The sequence below is a fragment of the Kitasatospora sp. NPDC003701 genome, assembly GCF_053587085.1.
The window spans coordinates 92942-114928 of the sequence record NZ_JBSFNM010000025.1 but is presented as its reverse complement, the minus strand read 5'-3'; the positions used below and the strand labels follow the sequence as shown (position 1 = coordinate 114928).

The window sequence follows — 21987 nt, the reverse complement described above, 5'->3', positions numbered from 1 at the left end:
AGCAGCAACTGGAGCCGCCCCCGGTGGACCGAGTGCTGCGGCCAGCGGTAGCCGCCCGTCCGGCCCAGCGGCTCCTCCCACACGGCGACCGGGGGACTCGGCCCCCGGTTCCACCCCCGGCCGGACCGGGGACGGGCCGCTCGGGTCAGGCGCGGCAGCGCAGCATCGTCAGCGGGGGGTTGGCGGCGTAGTCGTCCCAGAAGTCCGTGCCGTACTCGCGCAAGCCGGCGGCCGAGATCTCCAGGGGGACCCAGGTGATCTCGTGGAAGCCGGCCGCCTGCAGGCACTTCTCGAAGACCTCGCGGCTGGGCGGGTTCGCGACGAACGAGATCGGCGGGTCGAGGAGCGCGGTGATCCTCACCCGCGGTCCGATCTCGGTCTCCTCGCCGAGCGACTCGCAGAGGAAGCCGTACTTGGCCAGGGACGGCCCGTCGAAACGGTAGTCCGGGTTCTGCGTGAAGGCGAAGAACTCGGCCCCGTCCGCGACGGAGCGGTGGATGGTCCGACACATCCGCTCGATGGTGGCGACGTCCTCGGCGTAGTTGAACAGCTGGACCGCGACCGCGATGTCGAAGGGCCGCTCGAAGGCGCGCAGTTCGGCGACGTCGCCGAGCTCGTAGTGCACACCCAGCGGGTCGCCGTCCTCCAGTGCCCGGGCCGCGTCGACCATCGCGGAGGAGATGTCCACGCCGAGCACGTGGGATGCGCCCCGGCGCTTGAACTCCCGGCTGTAGAAGCCGGTTCCGGAGGCCAGGTCGAGGACCGACCTGCCGTTCACGTCGCCGACGAGGGCGAGGAATCCGGGCACCTCCCCGTAGCGTGCGAGCGGGAGCGTCTTGAAGCCCTCGAACGCCTCGCCGATCTCGTCGTACAGCTGACCACTCATCGTGCTGTCCCCCCTCTGTCCTGGGCGGCGGCCCTCGGAACGGGCCGCGGCCTCTGGCGGGAAAGTCTCCACCTCGTCGGCGGGGCGGCGTACTGGCGGAAGCCACAAATGTGCTGTGGCCGTGGGTCGGTGTGGTCTTGGTGTTCGTATCGGACGACCCGGACGTCACCCCCGGACGAAGGCCGTCGGCCGGGATCCCGGCCGACGGCCCGAGCGGCGGCGGGCCGGTACGGACCCGGCCCGCGGAGTTCCCCTACCTGAACAGGCGGTCACCGCTGGTGGCCATGCGATGGGTGGAGCCGTGGCGGTTCACCCAGTCACGGACGAGGTTGACGGCGTTGGCGCACTGCCAGCTGTTGTCGTACTCGCGCACGCCGGTGAAGGCGCCGTAGCCCGCGATGATGCCGTCCACCCGCGCGTCGCCCAGCAGCTTGTCGACGTACCACGGGTCGTTGTAGGTGGTCGTCCAGGACAGCGTGGCCGCGAGCTGTCCCGCCGCACGGTCCCCGGCCCCCTTCTTCAGCTCCGCGCAGGTGTTGTAGGTGGCCTCCGTGCAGTTGCCGAATCCCTTGGTGATGTCGGAGTCGCCGTAGTCCATCGCCCGGTGGCCGGCGGGGAACCCGGAGCCGGACCGGTTGAAGGCGTTCCGGACCTGATCGCGGGTGCCGGTCGTGGTGATGCCCTCCAGGCTGCCGAGCCTGCCCTCCAGGCTCTTCCAACCCCTGCCGCCGACGTCGGGGGTGTTGCCGCCGTGGTACTCGTAGAAGCCGTAGAGCACCTGGATCCCGGCAGCCGTCAGCCGCTGCGCCTTGTCGCGCAGTCCGGCGACGCTGCAGGTGCGGTTCGGTTCCTCTCCGCAGTAGTTCGGGTCCTTGATGTCCAGCCAGACCAGCGCCAGCCGGCGTCCCGCGTTGGCGTTGGAGAGAATGCGGTCGATCATGCTGTCGAAGCTGGGGCCGAGCCGGTTCTCGCCGGCCGAGGAACAGTCGTGATAGGCCCGCCACTCGTTCGGGTTCCACCAGGCGCAGACGTCGATCTCGATGGCGTTGGCGCCGTGGTTGAGCGCGGCGTCCACGCCGTCCAGGGTGTCGACCCGGTGCGCGATGGCGTAGATCGGCTGACGCTGATCGGCCGCTGCCGCCGGGGCGGTACCGGGGGCCGGGGTGGTACCGGGGGCGGCGACGGCGGGTACGGCCGTGGCGACCAGCGCGGCCGCGGCGGCGGCCGCGACACCGAGGGAACGGCGTACGGACAAAGGCATGTGCTCTCTCTTTCCAGGCGGGATCCGATCCCGCTTCGATCACGGGATCCGGCCTCAACCGTTGCGGACATGACAATCTGACGGGGAGTACGTTCTCGGCCAACTTCGTACACCAATCGGACCGAGGACGGTGGGGCGCCACGCGGTGCCGGGCCTGCCGCGGTCGAGTGCGGGGGGAACGGCGAGCCGGCGGTGGGGACGGGCCCGGGGTCGGTCGCGGCGGATGACCGCGTCACTTCTCGGACTGCGTCAATCCCCGTCCGACCGTTCCCGCCGACAGGAGGCCTGGCCGACGACCGGTCCGGCTGAACCGACCGTGTTGCCCTGGTTCGGCGAGAGTGCGGATGGTGTCGCAGGGCGGACGCATAGGATCGCCGTCATGGCACTGCGACCTGTTCAGGTGAACATCAAGGCTCTCGACGCCTCGGCGGTCGGGCGGTTCTGGGCGGAGGCGCTCGGCTGGAGTGCGTACCGCCCGGGCGTGACCACCTACGTCGGACCCGCCGGCGGCCTCGTCTGGCCGGACCCGGTCGCCGTCTGCATCGACGTCGTTCCCGTTCCGGAACCCAGGGCGGCGACCAAGAACCGGGTGCACCTCGATCTCGCCACCACCTCGGCGGCCCATCAGGCGGAGCTGGTCGCGCGCCTCCGGGTGCTCGGTGCCACGCCCGTCGACGTGGGCCAGGGCGAGGTGCCGTGGACGGTCCTCGCCGACCCGGAGGGCAACGAGTTCTGCGTGCTGGAGCCCCGGGAGATCTACCGGGACACCGGGCCGATCGCCGCGGTCGTGGTCGACTGCGAGGATCCGCGGGCGATGGCCCGGTTCTGGGGCGAGGCGACGGACTGGGCCGTGCACGAGGTGGCCGACGACCACGCGTCGTTGCGCTCCGCCGGGGGTGTCGGCCCGTATCTCGAGTTCCTCCGCACGCCCGGCGTGAAGACCGTGCCGGACCGCGTCCACCTCGACCTGCTGCCGTACCCCGGCGACGACAAGGAGGCGGAGGCGGCCCGGCTGCGGGCCCTCGGCGCCACCGACCTCGACCTCGGCCAGGGCGACGTCCCGTGGACGTGCCTGGCCGACCCGGAGGGCCACGAGTTCTGCGTCCTCGCCCTGCCCTGACGCGGCGTCGGCTCGGGCGGCGAGCCTTCGGGCGGGGGTGGGACCGGCGCGCTCGCCGAACTGCAACGCCCGACCCGTCGGGCGACCGCCCCCGAGGTGGCCGTTGGCGCCGGCGGGGGGAAGCCTCCGAGCTGGGCCTTCACGAGCCGCGACCGGCCGTGGAGCCCACGGTGCCCCGCGCATCGGCCGAAAGTGGCTCCCCATGGCGCCACGGGGGTGCCATACTGGTGCCATGGGCGGCCGCGCCCCTCGGGCCCGCAGGCCGAAGGGGGCGCGTTCTCGCGGGGTGAGCCAGCAAAGGGGTCGGATCATGGGGGCAGCAGAGAGCCGGCAACAGGCGGCGCCCGGCGCCTTCACCGCCTTCGCCCGCTTCGTGCTCTGCGGCGGAGGGGTGGGGCTCGCCTCCAGCTTCGCCGTGACCGCCCTCGCCGCCCGGATCCCCTGGGCCGTGGCCAACGCGCTGGTCACCGTGGTTTCCACGCTCCTCGCCACCGAACTGCACGCCCGCTTCACCTTCGGCGCGGGCGGCCGGGCGACCTGGCGTCAGCACGCGCAATCGGCCGGATCCGCCGCCGCCGCGTACCTGGTGACCTGTGCGGCGATGCTCGCCCTGCAGCAACTGGTGGCGGCGCCCGGCGCGGTGCTCGTGCAGGTCGTCTACCTGTCGGCCTCGGCGCTCGCCGGTGTCGCCCGGTTCGCGGTGCTGCGCCTGGTCGTGTTCGCGCGGCGTCGCTCGCAGGCCGCGGTCACCGTCCGCACCGCCCGCCCCGTGCACGCGACCGTGGCCCGCGCCTCGGCTCCGGTCGCCCCCGGAGAACTCTGCCGCGCCGCCTGACCGTTCCGCCGGTCGCCCCGGCCGGGCAGCGGACCCCGGCGCCGGAACCCGGCGGGCGCCGTTGCGCTTCCGAGGTCACATTCCACCTGGTCCGGTCAATATTTACTTTTCCGGAATCCGTCTGCATAGTGGCGCCTCGAATATTGGTGGGTTGAGCCGAGGGGGCCATTTCTTGTCTCAGATCGACGATGGTGCCGCGCGCGAAGTGGAGCTCGAGCGCGTTCAGGTGTCCGTCATAGGCGGGCTGTTCGACGAGCGGCTGGCCGGGGCGCGGGAGGAGCTGGCGAGCGTGCTCGCTTCGCCGCCCGACGGCGCGGGAAAGGCGTACGAGCGGGATCTGGCGGCCGGGCGGCTGGCGGGGGAGGTGCGCCGGCTGGAGGGGGCCGAGGAGGGACTGGTCTTCGGGCGGATCGACCTGGCGGACGGGACGGTCCTGCGGATCGGGCGGCTGGGGCTGCACAGGGACGCGGACGAGCTGCCGGTGCTGGTGGACTGGCGGGCCGAGGCCGCGCGGTCCTTCTACGAGGCGACGCCGGTCCACCCCATGGGGCTGCGTCGGCGTCGCCACCTGCGGCTGACGGGCCGCACGGTGGTGGGGGTGAGCGACGAGCTGCTCGACGGCTCCGCACCCACCGGACAGGACGTGGTCGGTGACGGTCCGTTGGCGGCGGCGCTCGGGGCGAGGCGCACGGGGCGGATGGGTGCGGCGGTCGCCACGCTGCAGACCGAGCAGGACGCGATCGTCCGCTCGCCGCACCGCGGGGTCACGGTGGTGCAGGGCGGTCCGGGCACCGGAAAGACGGTGGTGGCGCTGCACCGCGCCGCGTACGTGCTGTACGCGTTCCCGAAGGCGGCCGAGCGCGGCGTGCTCGTGCTGGGGCCGAACGCGCGGTTCCTCGACTACATCTCCCAGGTGCTGCCCTCGCTCGGCGAGAACGACGTCGTCCTGGCGACGTGCGAGGAGCTGGCCGGCGTCGTACCGGGCGCGGCGGAGCCCTTCGAGGCGGCGCGCCTGAAGGGGAGTTCCGCGCTGGCCGACGCGCTGGCCGCCGTGGTCCGCTCACGGCAGGCCCCGGGAGGCGACTTCGAAGTCCGGGTCGGGAAGGAGTGGATCCGCCTGGGGGACGGTGATGTCGCACAGGCGCGGGAGTCGGCCCGGAGCAGCGGTCTCGCGCACAACCGGGCGCGCCGGCTGTTCAAGGAGCTGCTGGTCGACGCCCTCGTCCGGGAGCTCGCCCGCAGCGGCGCCGAGGCCCTCGAACTGATCGACGCCCAGGTCGTGCAGCTGACCGGCCTCGACCTCGACCGGATGGCGGCGGCGGACCTGCGTCGCCTCGGTGTCGACGACGCGCCCGCCACCGGCGCCGACGAGTTCGACGCCGACGCCGTGCGCGCCGATCTCCTGGACGACGTCTCGATCGACCGGGCCGTCGAGGACCTGTGGCCCCTGCTCGCGCCCGGCGACGTGGTCGACGCCCTGCTGACCGACGACGAGGCGCGGGCCGCGTACCTGTGGCAGCTCGCCGACGACCAGCGGGCCCTGCTGCGGCGGACACCCGGTGCGCCCTGGACGGACGCCGATCTGCCGCTGCTCGACGAGGCGGCGAGCCTGGTCGACGGCCCGCCCGGGCCGACCTTCGGGCACGTGGTCGTCGACGAGGCGCAGGAACTCACCGCCATGCAGTGGCGGATGGTCGTGCGCCGTTGCCCCGGCAGGTCGATGACCCTGGTCGGAGACTTCGCCCAGGCGGGCCCGGCGACGGTGGCCCGGGACTGGAACGACGCGCTCGGCCCGCACCTCGGACGGCGCTTCGACCTGCGCACCCTGACCGTCAGCTACCGGACCACGCAGGAGATCCTCGCCACCACGGAGGACCTGCTGGCCCGGATCGCCCCGGACCGGTCGCCGATCCGGTCGATCCGGCACGGCGAGGTGCCTCGTACCCTTGCCGCGGCCCCCGAAGCGCTCGTCACCGCCCTGCTGGAGGAGCTGCGGGAGCAGGGCGCCGCGCACCCGGGCGAGTTGGTCGGGGTGCTCTGCGCCGATGGCAGGACGGAGCAGCTCGCGGCTGCGGGGGTCGAGCGGCACGCCCGGCTGGTGCCGGCCTCACAGGCGCGCGGCCTGGAGTTCGACACCGCGATCGTGGTCGACCCGGACGGCATCACCGCCGCCCGCCCCGGCGGCGAGCGCGACCTGTACGTCGCCCTCACCCGGGCCACCAAGCGGCTGTGCACCATCACCGTCCCGCCCGCCGTGACGATCACGGGCTGAGGACGGCCGGGCGCTCAGCGGGTGTTGCGCCGGCCGACGACCCGGGCCCGGCGGAGCGTCCGCGAGGAGCCGCCGCTCCGGCGACCGGCGGGCGCGGGAGTGATGTGGATCACTGGGAACCCGGTGAGCCGCGCGGACAGGGATGGGCATGGAACTGTCACAACGGGCGCGGTTGCGCGCCGGGGATCGCCACGCGTTGGGGGAGCTGTTCGACGCGCATGCCCAGGACGTCTACGCGTACGCGCTGCGCACCCTGGGGGACCGCGCGGCGGCCGAGGACGTGGTGTCGATGACCTTCCTGGAGGTCTGGGGGCTGCGCGCGAAACTGCGCGAGGGCGACGAGGCCCTGCGGCCCTGGGTGTTCGGGGTCGCCACCAACGTGCTGCGCAACACCGCGCGGGCGGCGCGGCGGCACCGGGCGGCCCTGGAGCGGCTGGGCGAGCGGGAGCCGGAGGAGGACTTCGCCGAGGAGCTGGTCGCCCGCCTCGACGCCGGCGCGGAGCTGGCGGCGGTACGGCGCGCGCTGCCCGCCCTGCGCCGGGCCGAGCGCGAGGTGTTCAGGCTCTGCGTCTGGGTGGGGCTCGACTACGTGTCGGCCGCCGAGGCTCTCGGCATCCCGGTCGGGACGGTGCGCTCCCGCCTCTCCCGGGCCCGCACCCGACTGCGGTCGCTCGTCGAGAAGGACCTGATGGAACGTAGGGAACCCGCGGCCGTGCCCGGACAGGTAGGGGAGAGCGGCTTCCGTGCCGCCCGGTCGATGCAGGGGGAGCTCCGATGAACGACACACCCGAGATGCTCACCGCCGACCGCCACCGGTTGTTGAGGGAGCACCTGATGAGTGAGATCGCCGCAGAGACGAAGGCACCGCGGTCGCGGCGCAGGCACGCCTGGTGGATCGCGCCGCCACTGGCGATCGCCGCGGTGGCCGCCGTGACCGTGGTCGGCCAGGGGCGGCACGACGACGGCCGCGGTCCGGCCGCCCCCGGCGTGTCGGCGAGTGCGGCGCCGGCGTCGTCGGCCACGTCAGCGCCGACGGCTCCGGCCACGTCCGCGGCGGAGTCGAAGTCGCCGGCCGTGCCCGAGCCGGCGGACGCCGCCGCTCTGCTGAGCCGGGCCGCGAAGGCCGTCCTGAGCAGCCCGGACCCGGGTGCGAAGAACACCCAGTTCGTCTACCAGCGGCAGATCACGGACGGCGCGCGCGAGTCGAAGCGCGAGCGGACCACGTGGATGCCGGTGGACGGCAGGTCCGCCGGCCTGATCGTGGACCCGACGATGTACGGCGCGGACACCGAGGGGCGGGTCGCCTGGCCCGCCCCGCTGGGGACCGCCGTCGGCGCACCGAAGAAGGCGGGTTTCGACGTCCCGACCTACGAGTTCGTCGCCTCGCTGCCCGCCGAGCGGGACCGGCTCCTGCAGCAGCTCCTCAACGCGGACCGGTCCAAGGCCGTGGCGGGGCAGCAGATGACGAAGGAGATGCGCTACCAGATCGCGTTCGGGGACATCCAGTTGATCTTCCAGAACGTGGGGGCGCCCCCCGCCGTCGCGGGAGCGCTCATGGAGGCGGCCGCCACGCTCGCCGGGACCTCGGTGGTCGCCGACGAGGTGGACGCGCTGGGACGCCACGGCGTCGCGGTGGTCGGGATGAACGGCACCATGCGGGTGTCGCTCGTCTTCGACAAGCAGACCGGCGTGTTCCTCGGCGTGCGGCAGGTGCTGCTCGCGGACCTCCCGCCCGTCGGCCGCGACGGCCGCCCGCCCGTGGGCAGCCCGGCCCCGGGCGCCGGGAACGGCAAGGGCTACGACTTCGCCACGGCCGTCCTCCAGGCGGGCGTCGTCGACCGGCCGGGCGACCAGCCCAGGAGCTGAGCCCGCTCGCCACAGGCCGGACCGCGTCGAGGGCCCGTTCGGGGGCGGGCCCTCGTCAGGCCGGCGGTTCCGGCCGGTTCCGGTCGGGTGGCGAGCCGACGATGGTGCCGCGGCACGCCGGGCGGCTGCTCAGCGTGCCGCGGTCTCCGCCGGGTGGGCGTCGTCCGCGTGCCGGTCCGCGGCGGGTTTCGCGGCGGTGGGTGCGGTGGTCTGTTTGGCGGTCTGGCAGGTGCTGCACGCATGCCACAGCGGTCGGGGCCTGGGGTGGCCGGCTTCGGCGAACCGGTGCGGGGCGAGGGTCATCTCCCCGGTGTCCAGGCCGCACAGGGTGAGGGGGCCGCAGGCGCCCGAGGCCTCCGCGGGGGCGGCGTGCGCGCGGCGCACCGGGTTCTCCGGTTCCGCTGGCGCGTGGTCGGGTCCGAGGATCCGAACGTTGGAGGGCAGGTCCAGCTCCAGCACGACGACGATGTCCATCCCCTCAACGTGGCCGCCGGACCGGTCCGCCGCACCCGCACGGTGGCATCCGGACCAACCGGGCCGACCGGGCGGGCGGCCCGGAGCACGGGCACGCCCGCGTCCCGGCGGACGGGAGCGTCACGCCGGACCCTAACGGCGGGGGCCGTACGTCCAGTAGTGGTCGGGGTAGTCACCGCACGGGTACTGCATCAGGGGCGCCTGGGGAGCGGTGCTGCGGTAGGAGACGGCGAGGCACTGGCGGCTGTTGTCGTTGACGAAGCGGATGCCGTTCGGCCACTTCTCGATCCTCCAGGACTGCCCGGGGCTGTTCCCGCACACCGACTGGACCACCCCGGCGGCGGCCTCGGTGCTGGAGTCGCGCACGGAGAGGCACAGCGCGCTGTTGTAGCTGACGATCCGGTAGTGCGTGTCGCCCTCGGCGTCCGTGTAGGACTTCTGGGCCTCCCAGAAGTGGTCGGGGAAGTCCCCGCAGGGGAACTGCTGGAGGTTCTGGCCGTTCTCCCGGGAACCGCCGGGCGTGGCGATGCACTGCAGGCTGTTGCCGTTGCTGATCTCCACCGGCCCCGCGGGCGGCACCATCGGGGTGCCGCCGAGACGGCCGGGGGTCGAAGCCTCCGTCTGCGGTGCCGGCGGTGAGGCGGGGGGCGGCGACGGCGGCACGGCGCCGTCGGTCCTGCCCGGCGAGGAGGGGGCGGCGGGCACCGGCGGGGCGCCGGCGTCCGGCGTCCGCGCGGCCGTGCCCGGTGCGGGGGTGCTCTGCGGCACGGGGGCGGTCGGTGCGGGAGCGGGCTGTGCCGGGTCCGTCGGCAGCGCTCGGGCGGGCGTGCCGCTCGACGGGGAAGCGGCCGGCGACGCGGCCGGTGAGGTGCCCGGCGGCGGGCTCGACGTCGGCCCGGAGGAGCCCCCCTCCGGCGGGGAGGCGGGGCCGCCGCTCGCGCTGGGCCCCGGCCCGAGCCGGGTGCCGGCCGCTTGGGGGGCCGCGTCGACGGGTGTCCGGTTCGCAGTGCCCAGTCGGATTCCCACCAGCACCCCGGCCAGTACCAGGGCCCCGGCCAGGAGCGCCGCCACCGCACCCGTGGCCGGGGCGGTCCACGCGGCGGAGCGCGGTCGCGCACCGGCGGGCCGGCCGCGCCGCGGGCCGACGGACACCGGGCCGAGCGCGAACGGGCCGGTCGGGTGAAGGTCCGGCGCCCGGACCAGCTCGCCACGGACGATCCCGGGGCCGGTCGCGGCCGGCCCGGCCACCTCCAGGTACCGGCCGGCCAGGGCCCGCCGTACCACCACGAGGTCGCCCTCCAGGCGCCGCAGCACCGGCAGGTGCGCTCCCGTCCCGTCGGGCACCGCGATCACGGCCCCCGGCTGCCCGCCCTCACCCGTCCCGGCCCGGGCCCGCTCCCGGTCGACCAGGAGCCCGACCGCGTCGAGTTCCTGCCCTGCCGTCCGTCGGACCTCACAGGCGCTGTCCCGGATGCGCCGCACCTCGCCCAGACACCACGTCGCCTCCCGCAGCCGGATCCGCCGCAGCGTCCCCGCGCCGCTGCCCGGGCCGGCCCCGTCGCCCGCGCCCGGCTCCCCGGACCCGTCGCTGTCCAGCTCGCTCCGCAGCTCGGCGACGATCGCCACCAGCACGCGGATCAGCTCCTCGGCCTCCGCCACGGCCGCCTCGGCCTGCTGCTGCGCCTGCCGCGCCCGGTCCAACGCCTGCTCGCCGGCGGACCGCTCCGGCCGGGGCGGCAGGAGGCCTCCGGCCGCCCGGGTGGCCTGTTCGTGCAGGTGGCCGGCGCGGGCCAGCAGCGCGGCCCGGGTCCGCGGGTCCGTCACCTGGTCGTGGACGAGTCGCTGGAGCAGGTGCCACGGGATGTTCTTCTCCGCGGAGCGGTACTCGCTCCAGCTGGTCCTGCCGGCGGGGTAGCGCTGAGCGAGCCTGCGGACGGTGACACCGGCGGTCACCTCCCGTACGAACCGGGCCAGGGCGTCCGCCTGCTCGGTCTCCCCCTTCAGGCGCCCCTGCGGACGTCCGGCACTCGCCACCCCTGCCCCCTCCGGTGTCCGGGGCCGAACCGGATGACCGGCCCCCAGCGGCCTTGCTTGTTGATGGTCAGTCAAACATGTGGCGGGGGATCCCCATCGGTTCTTCGGACAACTCGTCGCGGTGACGGACCCGACCTGGGCGTTCTCCGCTCACGGGCGCTCCCGCAAGGGCCGTCGGGTGCCCGGTGTTGTCCGCGGTCAAGTGCGGATTGTCCGCCGCTCACCTGCGCCTCGGGCCGTTCCGGTAGTCGGACAATCGCGCCCTGTCGCACGGTGGAGCCCGCACCGGCTCCTCGAACGGCCCGGAGGTTCCGTGGCCGGCGGTCCGACCGCACGGGCACGACCGCCGTCGGCCGTCGGGGGCGGAGCCGGCGCGGACGCGGACGGACCGGATGCCACGAGAGGCCGGAGCCCGTCCGTACCCACCCGTATCGACCAGAGAAGGACACCTCATGAAGCGACGAATCCTGGCGACCACCCTCGTGTCGGCCGCGGCGGTGGTGGGCCTGGCGATGCCCGCCTCCGCCGCGACGACGGTGGAGACCCGCGTGAACGACTGCATCAGCACGAACGTGTCGAACAACGAGGGCCACGGCTGGGCCCAGGCGTGTGACGGCTACAACGTGAACGGCTGGATCACGGACGACAAGGCCGACGGCCGCTGCCCCTACGTCATCTTCTACACGACGGCCGGCTCGGAGAACGGCCCCCGGGTCGGTCCCAAGGGCACGACGCGCAGCTTCTCCTTCAGGACGGCCAACTGGGTGACGGGCATCGGGATCGGCTGGGCCGGCTGCTGACGGAGCGCCGACGGCGGGTCTGCTGACGGCACGTGAGCAGACGGGGCGCCCGTGCCGGCCGGCGCGGGCGCCCGCCGCGGCCCGACGGTTCGGCGGGGCCTGTCGCCGCTGTGTACGTCGTCACCCGCCGACGGCTCCGACCGGCAGGGGGGCTGCCGGAACCCCGGCAGCACCCCTGAGAGCGCCGGGTCCCCGCCGGCCGGCGGTTTCCTGGGTGCGTCAGGGCCAGGCTGGCCGGCCGGCCCGTGGGGTAGGAATGTCCCCAGGTCGCCGGGCACCGAGGCCCGGCGACCCGAACACCGCAGCGGACCGACCCCGGGTGCGGCGCCGGACGCCCGGACGTCCCGCCCGCCCGAGGTCGGGACATCCTCCACCAGGTTGGGTCATGAGCGACAGCAGTCCCTTGGGCGAGTTCCTCCGCGCACGGCGCGAAGCCCTCAAGCCGCAGGACGTGGGCCTGCCGGAGCACGGCCGTCGGCGGGTGCCGGGGCTGCGTCGGGAGGAGGTCGCGATGCTCGCGGGGGTGAGTTCCGACTACTACATGCGCCTGGAGCAGGGGCGCGAGACCGGCCCCTCGCCGCAGGTCGTCGCCGCCGTCGCGGCCGCGCTCCACTTCGACGGCGAGGCGCTCGACCACCTGCGCCGACTCGCCCGGGCACTCCAGGAACGCCGCGGCGCACCCGCCGGGCACGGGCGGATCGGCCCCCAACTGCTACGCCTGCTCGACAGCTGGCCCGACACCCCCGCCTTCGTCCTGGGGCCCGCGCTGGACGTCCTGGCGCACAACAGCCTCGCCGCCGCCCTGCACAGCGGATTCCAGAGGTTCGACAACCTGGCCCGGATGGCCTTCCTCGACCCGGCCGGTCGCGACTTCTACCGCGACTGGGCCCGCTCCGCGCAGGCCTGCGTCGCCGAGCTCCGCGCGGCCTACGGGCACGACCCCGACTCCCCGCGGATCGCCGAGGTCGTCGCCACCCTGTCCGCGAAGAGCCCGGAGTTCGCCGACCTGTGGGCCCGGCACGACGTGAAGGCCAAGACCCAGCAGCCGAAGAGCCTCGCCCACCCCGAGGTGGGCGCCCTGGAGATCCAGTTCTCCGCCTTCACCGTCAACGGCGCACCGCACCAGCAGCTGGTCGTCTACCAGGCCGAACCCGCCGGTGCCACCGCGGCCGCCTTCGCTGAACTGCGGGCCCGGACCGGGCACGCCTCGACGGCGCGGGCGGAACCCGCCCCGACGGCCGGCACCGTCTGACGTCCCGCCCCGACGCACCTCCGGCCCGGGCCGCCTCCACCGAGGCGGCCCGGGCTCTCCGCGTCTGCCGGCACAGGTAGCCGCCCGTCGCACTCCCGGTGCCCCGGACGGTGGGTGCCCGACTCCTGGGGACGGGGCGGCCTGGTTCCGGTCCCGCCGGCCGAGCAGCCTGGCTCTGCGGCAGTCGCCGCAGCCACACGTCCGACAGCCGGAAAGGCCCTCCCATGATCGTCCCCGACACCCGTCCCACCGCCGCGGACGCCACCCTCGCCCGGATCCGGAGCCTGCCCGCCGACCGGCGGCGGATCCTGTTCACCGGCGCCACCATCGTCACGATGGATCCCGCCCTCGGCGTCATCGACCGCGGTGATCTCCTCGTCGACGGCGACACCATCACCGCGGTGGGGCACCACCTGGACGTGGCCGACGCCGTGGTCGTCGACGCCACCGGCACGATCCTCAGCCCCGGCTTCGTCGACACCCACCGCCACGCCTGGGAGGCCCAGTTGCGCCGGATCATGCCGGACGTGGACGACCTGGGCGGCTACGTCATGGCGACCCTGGCCGGCTACGCCACGGTCTACCGGCCCGAGGACATGTACACCGGGACCAGGCTCGCCGCCCTGACCGCGATCGACAGCGGCATCACCACCATGCTCGACTTCTCCCACAACTCCCGCACCCGTGACCACTCCGACGCCGCGGTCCAGGCGCTCCTCGACACCGGCATCCGCGGTGTGCACGCCTCCATGGGACCGCACTTCGGCACCTGGGACCAGCAGTGGCCCGGCGACCTCACCCGCCTGAAGGACCGCTACTTCAGCAGCGACGACCAGCTGCTCACCCTGCGCCTGGCGGCCCTGGCCACCGCGGAGATCGCCGGCCCCGCACTCGCCTACGGACCCGAACTCGCCAGCGTCGCCGAGGACCTGGGCATCGGCGTGAGCGTGGACGCCGTCTTCGGCACGGCCTCCTCCGAGGCGGTCCTGCGCTGGGCCGAGGGCGGCCTCCTGGGCCCCGACGTCACCCTCATCCACTCCACCGGGCTCACCGCCGAGGCGTGGAAGGCCATGGGGGAGACCGGCACCACCGTGGCGCTCGCCCCGACCTCGGACGCCCAGATCGGCCTGGAGACCGCCATCCCCGCCGTCGACGAGGCCCTCGCCGCCGGAATCCGCCCGGGCTTGAGCATCGACGTCGAAGTCGCCCTGGCCAGCGACATGTTCACCCAGATGCGGGCCCTGCACACCGTCCAGCGGATGCGCGCCGTCAACGCCGCCCACGGCACCGACCGGCGGCCCTCCCGGATCACCACCCACGACGTGCTGGACTTCGCCACCCTCCAGGGCGCCCGCACCAACGGCCTCGCCGACACCACGGGCTCGCTCACCCCGGGCAAGAAGGCCGACCTGCTGGTCGTCCGGGCCGAGGACCTCAACACCATGCCGCTCAACGACCCGATCGGCACCCTCGTCCTCGGCTCCGACGCCCGGAACATCAGCGCGGTGCTGATCAACGGCGAACCCCGCAAGTGGAACGGGCAGGTCCTCGACGTCGACCTGCCCACCCTGCGCACCGAGGTCCGCGCCTCCCGCGACTACGTGGTGAACACCCCGGCGCCCTGAGCACGCCCGGTGCGGTGGCAGGCTCGCACCCCCTGCCGGCCGGGCGTGACCGGGCCGCTTCCTCCGGCCGATGACGCACACCGCCCCGAACGGTTCCTCGGTGGCGGTGCCGTGTGGGCAGGACCGGTCCACTATCGGTCGCCAATGACCGGATCCGATGAATTATCACATGAGAATTAGCCGCTTCGGGTCATCTCCGACAATTCCCGGCGGATTTGTCAGCACCGGGCAGTACGGTTACGGACTATCGGGATGAGTCTCGGTTCCGATGGCCCTGTGTGGACGGTAGTCAGGAGGTTCCTGCCATGGCCGACGACTTGCTCCTGTTTCCGCACTGCGACGTCCATGTCGCGCTGACCGGCGCGCCACCCCTCAAACTGACCCTGGCCACCCGTACCGACGCGAATCCCGCGACGAACGGGTTCGTGATCACCGAGGTGCCGTCCAATCAGAGCGAGTTCCTCTTCTTCGCCCCGCACAATCCCAAGACGCGGCGGTTCGAGGGGCTGCCCGTGGTAGACCCGAACACCGGTCTGGTCACCGCCACGACACCCGGGGTGTTCCTGTTCCAGGCCCGGTTCGGCAACCAGTACCTCGTCGGCAGGCTCCAGGTCCACCGGTCGGTGGTCGGCTGGTGGTTCGGCAACGACTCCGTCACGACCGCGCTCGACGCCGCCGTCGCGCATGCACAGCCCTCGGTGTACGCCAAGTTCAGCGACGACGCCGGCACCGGGACCGACCTGATCGGTGACATCACCGGCCACGGGTACGTCCAGTTGACCCCGACGGGGTCGACCGGACTCGCGGTCACGCCCAGGGGCCGGGTCCGGGGCCTGGCGGTCAGCCCGACCCAGCCGGACACCCCGTGGCTGATCTCCGGCACGTTTCCGGGCGTGGGTACGCCCCAGACCCTCAAGGTGCGCGTGATCGACTACACCGCCGACCACGCGCTGACCTGGGAGCTGGGCGGCGGCGACCCGGCGGCCCTCGCCGACAAGCACAACGTCCTGTTCCTCGCGGAGGGGTTCCGCGAGCAGGACCGCGGGAGGTTCGACGAGATCGTCACCCGGACGATCCACGAGATGTTCGAGAAGCCCGCGCACGAGCCGTACGGGATGCTCCGGGCGAGCTTCAACGCCTTCAAGTCCTTCACCCCGTCCCAGCAGCACACCGTCACCTGCGGATTCCGGGTCGCGGACGGTGCGGAGACGGTCGAGGCGGGCCAGGCGAAGGGCGTCGGCCACCCCATCCCGTCCAACGTGATCGGCGCGAGCCCCGGCTACACGCTGGAGGAGCTGGTCCGCAGGGTCGGGCTCCCGATGCGCGGGGATTCACGACCCGACCTCTTGGCGGTCTGGCAGGGGCAGGACCTCACGGACCTCGACCCGGCCAGGGTGAGCGGACCACTCATCGAGGCCTGGAAGAAGCACCAGTCGGTGGGGATCCTGCACGCCCGCGACACCTTCTTCGGCTTCCACCTGGGTGGCCGGCTCGCCGACCAGGCCTCCGGGACCGGCCCGGTGCCGAAGCCCGCTGCCGACACCGTCGGTGACCCGGCCGTCAAGACGTTCGTCGCCCGGCTGTACGAGTTCTACCTCAACCGGCCGACCAGGCTCCTGACCCTTGACCCGCGGCGCCATCCGCCGGAGCTCTACCGGGGCTCACGCACCGTCAACCCCGCGAACACGCTGCTGCGCTACGTCCGCGGTCTCAAGGTCACCGGTTCGACGGCCCCGGTCGGCGCCCAGTGGATGCCCGACGAAGGGAAGTACCAGCCCAGCCGCGGCCTGATCGCCGTCATCGTCAACGACGGCGTGGACGGCGGCACCAACATCAACGTCCGGACGGCGACCGCCCAGACGGTGAACACGTTCTCCGGTGCCTCCTACGTCTACGCCAACGCGGCGGACAAGCGGGAGCTGCGCCGTGACCCGCCCGCCGACATCGCGGTCGACTTCGACGACGTCATCCAGACGGTGGCGCACGAGTTCGGCCACAGTTTCAACCTGTCCGACGAGTACGAGGAGTTCGGCGGGGACGACACCGGCGGGGCCACGACCGCGACGGACCTGAGCGGTGACAACGTGTCGGTACTCGGATTCCTGCGAGCCGGCACCGACCCCAACGACCGGCACATCGACCCGGCCAAGGTCAAGTGGCTCAAGCTGCCGCGCATCCGGACGGCGGCGGCCCTGCTCACGGACTCGGTGGCCGTGACCACCCCGGTCCGTGGCATCAAGGTCACCATCGGCTCGCGCAACATGGCGCAGTGGCAGCAGGCCAAGGCGCTCCTCTCCGAGGTGCGGCTGCGAGCCTTCGGCATCCAGCCGGGGGGCCGGCAACTCCCGCTGGACGACAGCCCCGCCGCCCACCTCGAAGGGCTGGTCGTCAGCCAGGTCCTCCCTGCGGAGGGTGCGCTCGTCATCGCCACACCCGGGTCCGCCGCCCCGCCGACCTTCAAGAAGGGTTCGATCGTCTTCGTGCCGCTGAAGGACACCCTGCACCAGCCGCTCCTCGTGGTGGAGCCGAAGGTGCTCAAGTTCCTCCAGGACAACCACAACCCGCTCAACCAGGACCAGGACACCGCCCGGAAGAGGACCGAGGACGACAACCCGGTCGACATCCCGGACTTCAGCGCGCCCTGCAAGTCCGCACGACTGATCGGGATCTTCGAGGGCGCCGACCACCAGGCCGGCGCCCACTACCGGCCGGCCGGGCGCTGCAAGATGCGCAAGAGCTCGACGGACTTCTGCCACATCTGCGCCTGGCTGATCGTCAACCGTGTCGACCCCACGTTCCACGCGCTGCTGGACCGGAAGTTCTACCCGGAGTCGAAGGCGGAGGCGAAGAAGCATGAGTGAGCCGGGCACCTTCGAACGGATCCTGGCCGAGGTCGGTCAGGCGCTGCTGCCGCTGCGCGACGCGCTGGCCTCGCCCGGCGCCTTCTCCGCACTGCTGCGCCGCCTGGGGTGGATCGCGACGGACATCCCGCAACCCTTCGTCGACCTGCGCACCGGCGTCGAGACCCTCTACGACAGCCTGCACACCCTGCTCGGCGACGGCGGGCTGAGCGTCGACGGCACGGTCGGCGACGGCGGCGCTTCGGCGTCGGCCTCCTTCTCGCCGGACGACGTCAAACGCGCCCTCGGAGCCGTCCAGGCACTCATCAAGGGCATCCACGCCATCACCGATGCCCCGCCCTCGGCCATTCCCGCCTCCCTGCGGGCGGACGGCTTCCTCGCGCTCTTCCCCGGCCAGCTCGTCGACTTCCTGGTCGTCGGCTATCTGCAGCGTTACCACGCCAACCTCGGCTTCGCCCTGCGCAGCCTCGGCGTGATCAAGGCCGACTACGCCCCCGCCACCGGCGGGCGCCCGCCGTACATGCACCTCGCCCTCGACCTCGGCGACCTGTTCCGGATGCTGACCGATCCGTCCCAGGTGCTGAAGGACGCCTTCGGCTGGGGTACGCCCGCCTTCGACCAGCGGGCGCTGTTCTCCCAGCTCGACAACCTGCTGCGGGCCATCGGCGCCAACGTGCAGACCGTCGACGTGCCGTCGTCGACCGCGCTGGCCGTCCAGGGCGCCGCGCCCGACCCGTTCGGCCCGGCGCCGGCGATGCTGTCCGCCGTCCTCTTCGAACGCGTCCAGCCCTCGGCCCGGATGGCGGCCGAGCTCCGGCTGCTGCCACTGCCCGCCGCCGACGGGGCCCCGGCGGGGCTGGCGCTCCTTCCTTCGTTCGCCGGACGCCAGGGCTTCCGCTTCGAACTCGGGCCGGACGTCGCCGTCACCATCCGCGGCGACCTCGACCTCCAGGGCGGAGTCGCACTGCTGGCACGGCCCGGTCGGGGCATCGAGATGGTCCTCGGCTTCGAGTCGTCCGGCCCCCCGGTCCACGCCAAGGGGTCGATCGACGTCCGGGTCGAGCGGTCCGGCCCGACCGACAAGCCCCGGATCCTCCTCGGCTCGGCCGACGGGACACGACTGCAGCTGCGCCGGATGGCCGGCGCGGGCGGGGTCCGGCTGGTCGGTCAGGAGGCCGACTTCTTCGCCGAGGTCGACCTTGAGGGGCTGGAGTTCGTCCTCTCGCCGGCCGGTGCGGACGGTTTCATCGGTGCCGTGCTGCCCGGAAGCGGGGTCACCCTCGGCGCGGACCTTGCCGTCGGCCTCTCCTACCGGCAGGGCTTCTACTTCCGCGGCACCTCCAACCTGGAGATCCAGCTCCCCGTGCACCTGGAGCTCGGCCCGCTGGAGATCCGGGGCCTCACGATCTCCGCGTCGCCGGGCCCGGACGGGCTGCCGATCGGCCTCGGCGTCTCGTTCCGCGCCCAACTCGGCCCGATCACGGCCGTCGTGGAGCAGATCGGCCTGACCGCCGACCTCGCGTTCCGGTCCGGCGGCGACGGTAACCTCGGGCCGCTCGACCTCTCCTTCGGGTTCAAGCCGCCCAGGGGCGTGGGCCTGGCCGTCGACGCCGGACCGGTCAAGGGCGGCGGGTACCTCTCCTTCGACCCCGATCACGGCGAGTACGCGGGCGCGCTGGAGCTGGACTTCGCCGGGCTGGTCGAGCTCAAGGCGATCGGCCTGATCAGCACCCGCATGCCGGACGGCTCCGACGGCTTCTCGCTGCTGATCGTGATCACCACCGACTTCGGCGCCACCGGCATCCAGCTCGGGTACGGGTTCACCCTGCTCGCGGTGGGCGGGATCATCGGGCTCAACCGCGGGATGAACCTGCAGGCGCTGGCCGAGGGCGTGCGAAGCGGCTCGGTCGAGTCGGTGATGTTCCCCCAGGACGTCATCGCCAACGCGCCGCGGATCCTCTCCGATCTGCGCCGTTTCTTCCCGCCCGAGCAGGGCCGGTTCCTGATCGGGCCGATGGCGAAGATCGGTTGGGGGACGCCCACCCTGGTCAGCGTCTCGCTCGGGGTGATCGTCGAGATCCCACCCGGCAACATCGCCGTACTCGGGGTGCTCAAGTGCATCCTGCCCACCAAGGAGCTGCCGCTGCTGGCGCTCCAGGTCAACTTCGTCGGCGCGCTGGAGGTCGACAAGTCGAGGCTCTGGTTCTTCGCCGAACTCTTCGACTCGCACGTCCTCATGATGACCATCGACGGCGGGATGGGCCTGCTCGTCGCCTGGGGCGACGACCCGGACTTCGTCCTGACGGTCGGCGGCTTCCACCCCTCCTTCAAACCGCCGCCGCTGCCCTTCCCGGTGCCCAAGCGGCTCTCGGTGGACATCCTCAACCGGCCGGGCCAGCTGATCCGGGTCTCCGGCTACTTCGCGGTCACCAGCAACACCGTCCAGTTCGGCGCGGCCGTCGAACTGCGGCTGGGCTTCGGCGGTTTCGGTGTCGAAGGACACCTCTCCTTCGACGCGATGTTCCGCTTCTCGCCGTTCGCGTTCACCATCGCGATCTCCGCCGGGGTCACCCTGAAGGCCTTCGGGGTCGGGGTCTTCGGCATCGACCTGCACTTCGAGCTGGAGGGTCCGTCGCCGTGGCGGGCGCACGGGCGCGGCTCCATCTCCCTGCTGTTCTTCGAGATCTCCGCCGACTTCGACATCACCTGGGGCGAGGAGCACAACACGACGCTGCCCCCGGTGGCGGTGCTCCCCCTGCTGGTCGGCGAGTTCGGCAAGACCGAGGGCTGGCAGACCAGGCTGCCCTCCGGCGGCGGCAACGCACTGGTCACCCTCCGGCAGCTGCCCGACAGCGACCAGCTGGTGCTGCACCCGCTCGGCACGCTGTTCGTCCGGCAGCGCGCCGTCCCGCTCGGCGTCCGGCTCGACCGGATCGGTGCGCAGCGGCCGAGCGACGGCAAGCGGTTCGCCGTCGCACCGGCCTCGGACAGCGGCCTGGTCCGGGTGTCCGACACCGGCGACAAGTTCGCGATGGCGCAGTTCCAGGACATGGACGACGCGGCCAAGCTCTCGCGGCCGGCGTACGAGAACCAGGACGCCGGGCTGGAGCTGACCGCCGCTGCCGGGACGCTGCTCTCGCCGCGGGTGGTCCGCCGCAGCGCCCGGTACGAACTGCACATCATCGACAGCGGGGTACCGGAGAGCGCCGCCGCGGCTCGCCGGGTCGTCCCGATGGCGGCACGCTCCGCCGTCGCCGCGCCGAAGCGGTTCCACAACGTCAGCCCCGCCGTGTTCGACCAGCTGCTCCAGGGCAGCAGCACCAGCCGCTCGCCGGTCTCCCGGCGGGAGGCCAGGCTGCGCCAGCCCTTCCCGGCCGCGGAGACGGTACGGCTCACCGACCGGCGCTACGTCGTCGCGAACGTCCGCAACAACGTGCAGGCCCACCCACCGACCGGCGGCCTCGCCTCGGCGGCGTTCAACAGCCGGACGACCGCCGAGGACGCCCTCGCGGACTGGACCGGCCGGGACGCGAGCCTGGCGGACCAACTGCACGTCATCCCGGCGGACGAGGCGGTGGGCGCACCGGCCGCGCCGGGCAGCTGGACGGTCGCCGGCGGCCCGCCGTCGGCTGCCGGGCAGGTCGAGGCGGTGCGGCTGACCGGCGGCAAGGTGCTGATGGCCGGGGGCGCGGACGCCACCGGGAGCGCCGTGGCCGCCGCAGCCCTGTTCGACCCGGTCGCCGCGACCTGGACGCCCGCTCCGCCGCTGGCCGTCGCGCGCCGCCGGCACTCGTTGACCAGGCTCGTCGACGGCCGGGTGGTGGCCGCCGGCGGCCGGTCCGCGACGGATGGGGTCCTGGCCGCCGCAGAGCTCTTCGACCCGGCGCCGGGCACCTGGACCCCCGCCGGCACGCTGGACACGCCGCGCCACGGGCACGCGGCGACGGCGCTGGCTGGCGGGAAGCTGCTGGTCACCGGCGGGACGGACGCCCACGGCAGGGCGTTGACCGGTGTGGAGCTCCTCGACCCGGTGACCCGTACCTTCGACTCCTCCGGGCCGCCGATGACGGATGCCCGGACCGGTCATCAGGCCGTGCTGCTGAAGAGCGGTCAGGTCCTGGTGATCGGCGGCGCGCTGCCGACCGGCGGGGCGGACAGCGCCCTGGCCCACTGCGAGCTCTACGACCCGACGACGGGCGGCTGGACGCCGACCGCGAGCCTGCTGACCGCCCGGAAGGGCCATCAGGCGACGCTGCTGGCCGACGGCCGGGTCCTGGTCACCGGCGGCGACCCGGTCACCGGGCCGGGCGGCCACGACCCGCACAGCCTCGCCGCCGCCGAGCTCTACGACCCCACCGCCGGCACCTGGACCGCACTCGGCCCGATGCCCGGCGGGCGCGGCGGACACCGCTGCCTCGCGCTGCGTTCGGGCCTCGTCCTGGTGATCGGCGGCACGGGCGCTCCGACCTCCGGGGTGGGCTACCGCAACGTGACCGTCCTCGACCCCTCCCGCGGCACCTGGACGGTCACCGGGCACCTGGCCACCGGCCGGACCGGCTTCGCGGCCGTGGAGCTGGCGGACGGCCGGGTGCTCGTGGCGGGCGGTACGGCGCTGGCGGGCGCCGCCGCCCCGGGCCCCGACCCGGTCGAACTCGCCACCACCGCCGAGTTGTACGTCCCCTGACGACGGAAGGTTCGACA

The 21987-nt window shown here is 73.4% G+C and carries 14 protein-coding genes; 10 read left to right on the top strand and 4 right to left on the bottom strand.

The genetic code is table 11. The annotated features are described in order from the left end of the window. Positions 1-145: 145 nt before the first annotated feature. On the bottom strand, positions 146-886 hold the full coding sequence (locus ACWDRR_RS23645) for a class I SAM-dependent methyltransferase (RefSeq protein ID WP_449774182.1): 741 nt from the start codon (positions 884-886) through the stop codon (positions 146-148). Positions 887-1139: 253 nt separating this feature from the next. Then, the gene (locus ACWDRR_RS23640; RefSeq protein ID WP_449774181.1) at positions 1140-2147 is read right to left on the bottom strand and encodes a phospholipase; all 1008 of its coding nucleotides are present in this window, start codon (positions 2145-2147) and stop codon (positions 1140-1142) included. A 379-nt stretch (positions 2148-2526) separates the two neighbouring features. On the opposite strand from ACWDRR_RS23640, the gene ACWDRR_RS23635 reads away from it, so the two are divergent. The 5 genes from ACWDRR_RS23635 to ACWDRR_RS23615 all read left to right on the top strand — a co-directional run bounded on the left by ACWDRR_RS23635 (position 2527) and on the right by ACWDRR_RS23615 (position 8240). Then, complete coding sequence (locus ACWDRR_RS23635; protein WP_449774180.1) at positions 2527-3267, top strand: VOC family protein; 741 nt, start codon at positions 2527-2529, stop codon at positions 3265-3267. Positions 3268-3577: 310 nt separating this feature from the next. Beyond that, positions 3578-4102: a hypothetical protein gene (locus tag ACWDRR_RS23630; RefSeq protein WP_449774179.1), complete on the top strand. Its 525-nt coding sequence runs from the start codon at positions 3578-3580 to the stop codon at positions 4100-4102. A 172-nt stretch (positions 4103-4274) separates the two neighbouring features. Further along, positions 4275-6374, top strand: coding sequence for a HelD family protein (locus ACWDRR_RS23625; protein ID WP_449774178.1), 2100 nt, complete (start codon positions 4275-4277; stop codon positions 6372-6374). A gap of 148 nt (positions 6375-6522) precedes the next feature. Then, a complete protein-coding gene (locus ACWDRR_RS23620; protein ID WP_449774177.1) occupies positions 6523-7152 on the top strand; it encodes an RNA polymerase sigma factor in 630 nt (209 codons plus the stop codon). After that, positions 7149-8240, top strand: a complete 1092-nt coding sequence (locus ACWDRR_RS23615; protein ID WP_449774176.1) for a CU044_5270 family protein — start codon at positions 7149-7151, stop codon at positions 8238-8240. Before ACWDRR_RS23620 ends, ACWDRR_RS23615 begins: the two co-directional genes overlap by 4 nt. Positions 8241-8369: 129 nt before the next feature. Here the strand turns inward: ACWDRR_RS23615 and ACWDRR_RS23610 are convergent, their stop codons facing one another. Both ACWDRR_RS23610 and ACWDRR_RS23605 read right to left on the bottom strand, forming a co-directional pair. After that, positions 8370-8714: a hypothetical protein gene (locus ACWDRR_RS23610; RefSeq protein ID WP_449774175.1), complete on the bottom strand. Its 345-nt coding sequence runs from the start codon at positions 8712-8714 to the stop codon at positions 8370-8372. Between the two features lie 132 nt (positions 8715-8846). Beyond that, positions 8847-10748 (bottom strand): RICIN domain-containing protein, encoded by a 1902-nt coding sequence (locus ACWDRR_RS23605; protein WP_449774174.1) that lies wholly within the window; start codon positions 10746-10748, stop codon positions 8847-8849. Positions 10749-11200: 452 nt separating this feature from the next. Here ACWDRR_RS23605 and ACWDRR_RS23600 point away from each other — a divergent pair, with 452 nt between their 5' ends. The 5 genes from ACWDRR_RS23600 to ACWDRR_RS23580 all read left to right on the top strand — a co-directional run bounded on the left by ACWDRR_RS23600 (position 11201) and on the right by ACWDRR_RS23580 (position 21970). Further along, complete coding sequence (locus tag ACWDRR_RS23600; protein ID WP_449774173.1) at positions 11201-11548, top strand: hypothetical protein; 348 nt, start codon at positions 11201-11203, stop codon at positions 11546-11548. A 385-nt stretch (positions 11549-11933) separates the two neighbouring features. Further along, positions 11934-12800, top strand: coding sequence for a helix-turn-helix transcriptional regulator (locus ACWDRR_RS23595; protein WP_449774172.1), 867 nt, complete (start codon positions 11934-11936; stop codon positions 12798-12800). 224 nt (positions 12801-13024) lie between these two features. Further along, the gene (locus ACWDRR_RS23590) at positions 13025-14425 is read left to right on the top strand and encodes an amidohydrolase family protein (RefSeq protein ID WP_449774171.1); all 1401 of its coding nucleotides are present in this window, start codon (positions 13025-13027) and stop codon (positions 14423-14425) included. Positions 14426-14730: 305 nt separating this feature from the next. Continuing rightward, positions 14731-17286 (top strand): hypothetical protein, encoded by a 2556-nt coding sequence (locus tag ACWDRR_RS23585; protein WP_449774170.1) that lies wholly within the window; start codon positions 14731-14733, stop codon positions 17284-17286. Further along, entirely contained in the window at positions 17279-21970 is a 4692-nt protein-coding gene (locus ACWDRR_RS23580) for a DUF6603 domain-containing protein (protein WP_449774169.1), read from the top strand. Before ACWDRR_RS23585 ends, ACWDRR_RS23580 begins: the two co-directional genes overlap by 8 nt. Positions 21971-21987 lie beyond the last annotated feature (17 nt).

Excerpts from the sequence above, each read along its gene's own strand:
- ACWDRR_RS23645 (WP_449774182.1), bottom strand. The coding sequence starts at position 886 with ATGAGTGGTCAGCTGTACGACGAGATCGGCGAGGCGTTCGAGGGCTTC.
- ACWDRR_RS23640 (WP_449774181.1), bottom strand. The coding sequence starts at position 2,147 with ATGCCTTTGTCCGTACGCCGTTCCCTCGGTGTCGCGGCCGCCGCCGCG.
- ACWDRR_RS23635 (WP_449774180.1), top strand. The coding sequence starts at position 2,527 with ATGGCACTGCGACCTGTTCAGGTGAACATCAAGGCTCTCGACGCCTCG.
- ACWDRR_RS23630 (WP_449774179.1), top strand. The coding sequence starts at position 3,578 with ATGGGGGCAGCAGAGAGCCGGCAACAGGCGGCGCCCGGCGCCTTCACC.
- ACWDRR_RS23620 (WP_449774177.1), top strand. The coding sequence starts at position 6,523 with ATGGAACTGTCACAACGGGCGCGGTTGCGCGCCGGGGATCGCCACGCG.
- ACWDRR_RS23615 (WP_449774176.1), top strand. The coding sequence starts at position 7,149 with ATGAACGACACACCCGAGATGCTCACCGCCGACCGCCACCGGTTGTTG.
- ACWDRR_RS23610 (WP_449774175.1), bottom strand. The coding sequence starts at position 8,714 with ATGGACATCGTCGTCGTGCTGGAGCTGGACCTGCCCTCCAACGTTCGG.
- ACWDRR_RS23600 (WP_449774173.1), top strand. The coding sequence starts at position 11,201 with ATGAAGCGACGAATCCTGGCGACCACCCTCGTGTCGGCCGCGGCGGTG.
- ACWDRR_RS23595 (WP_449774172.1), top strand. The coding sequence starts at position 11,934 with ATGAGCGACAGCAGTCCCTTGGGCGAGTTCCTCCGCGCACGGCGCGAA.
- ACWDRR_RS23590 (WP_449774171.1), top strand. The coding sequence starts at position 13,025 with ATGATCGTCCCCGACACCCGTCCCACCGCCGCGGACGCCACCCTCGCC.
- ACWDRR_RS23585 (WP_449774170.1), top strand. The coding sequence starts at position 14,731 with ATGGCCGACGACTTGCTCCTGTTTCCGCACTGCGACGTCCATGTCGCG.
- ACWDRR_RS23580 (WP_449774169.1), top strand. The coding sequence starts at position 17,279 with ATGAGTGAGCCGGGCACCTTCGAACGGATCCTGGCCGAGGTCGGTCAG.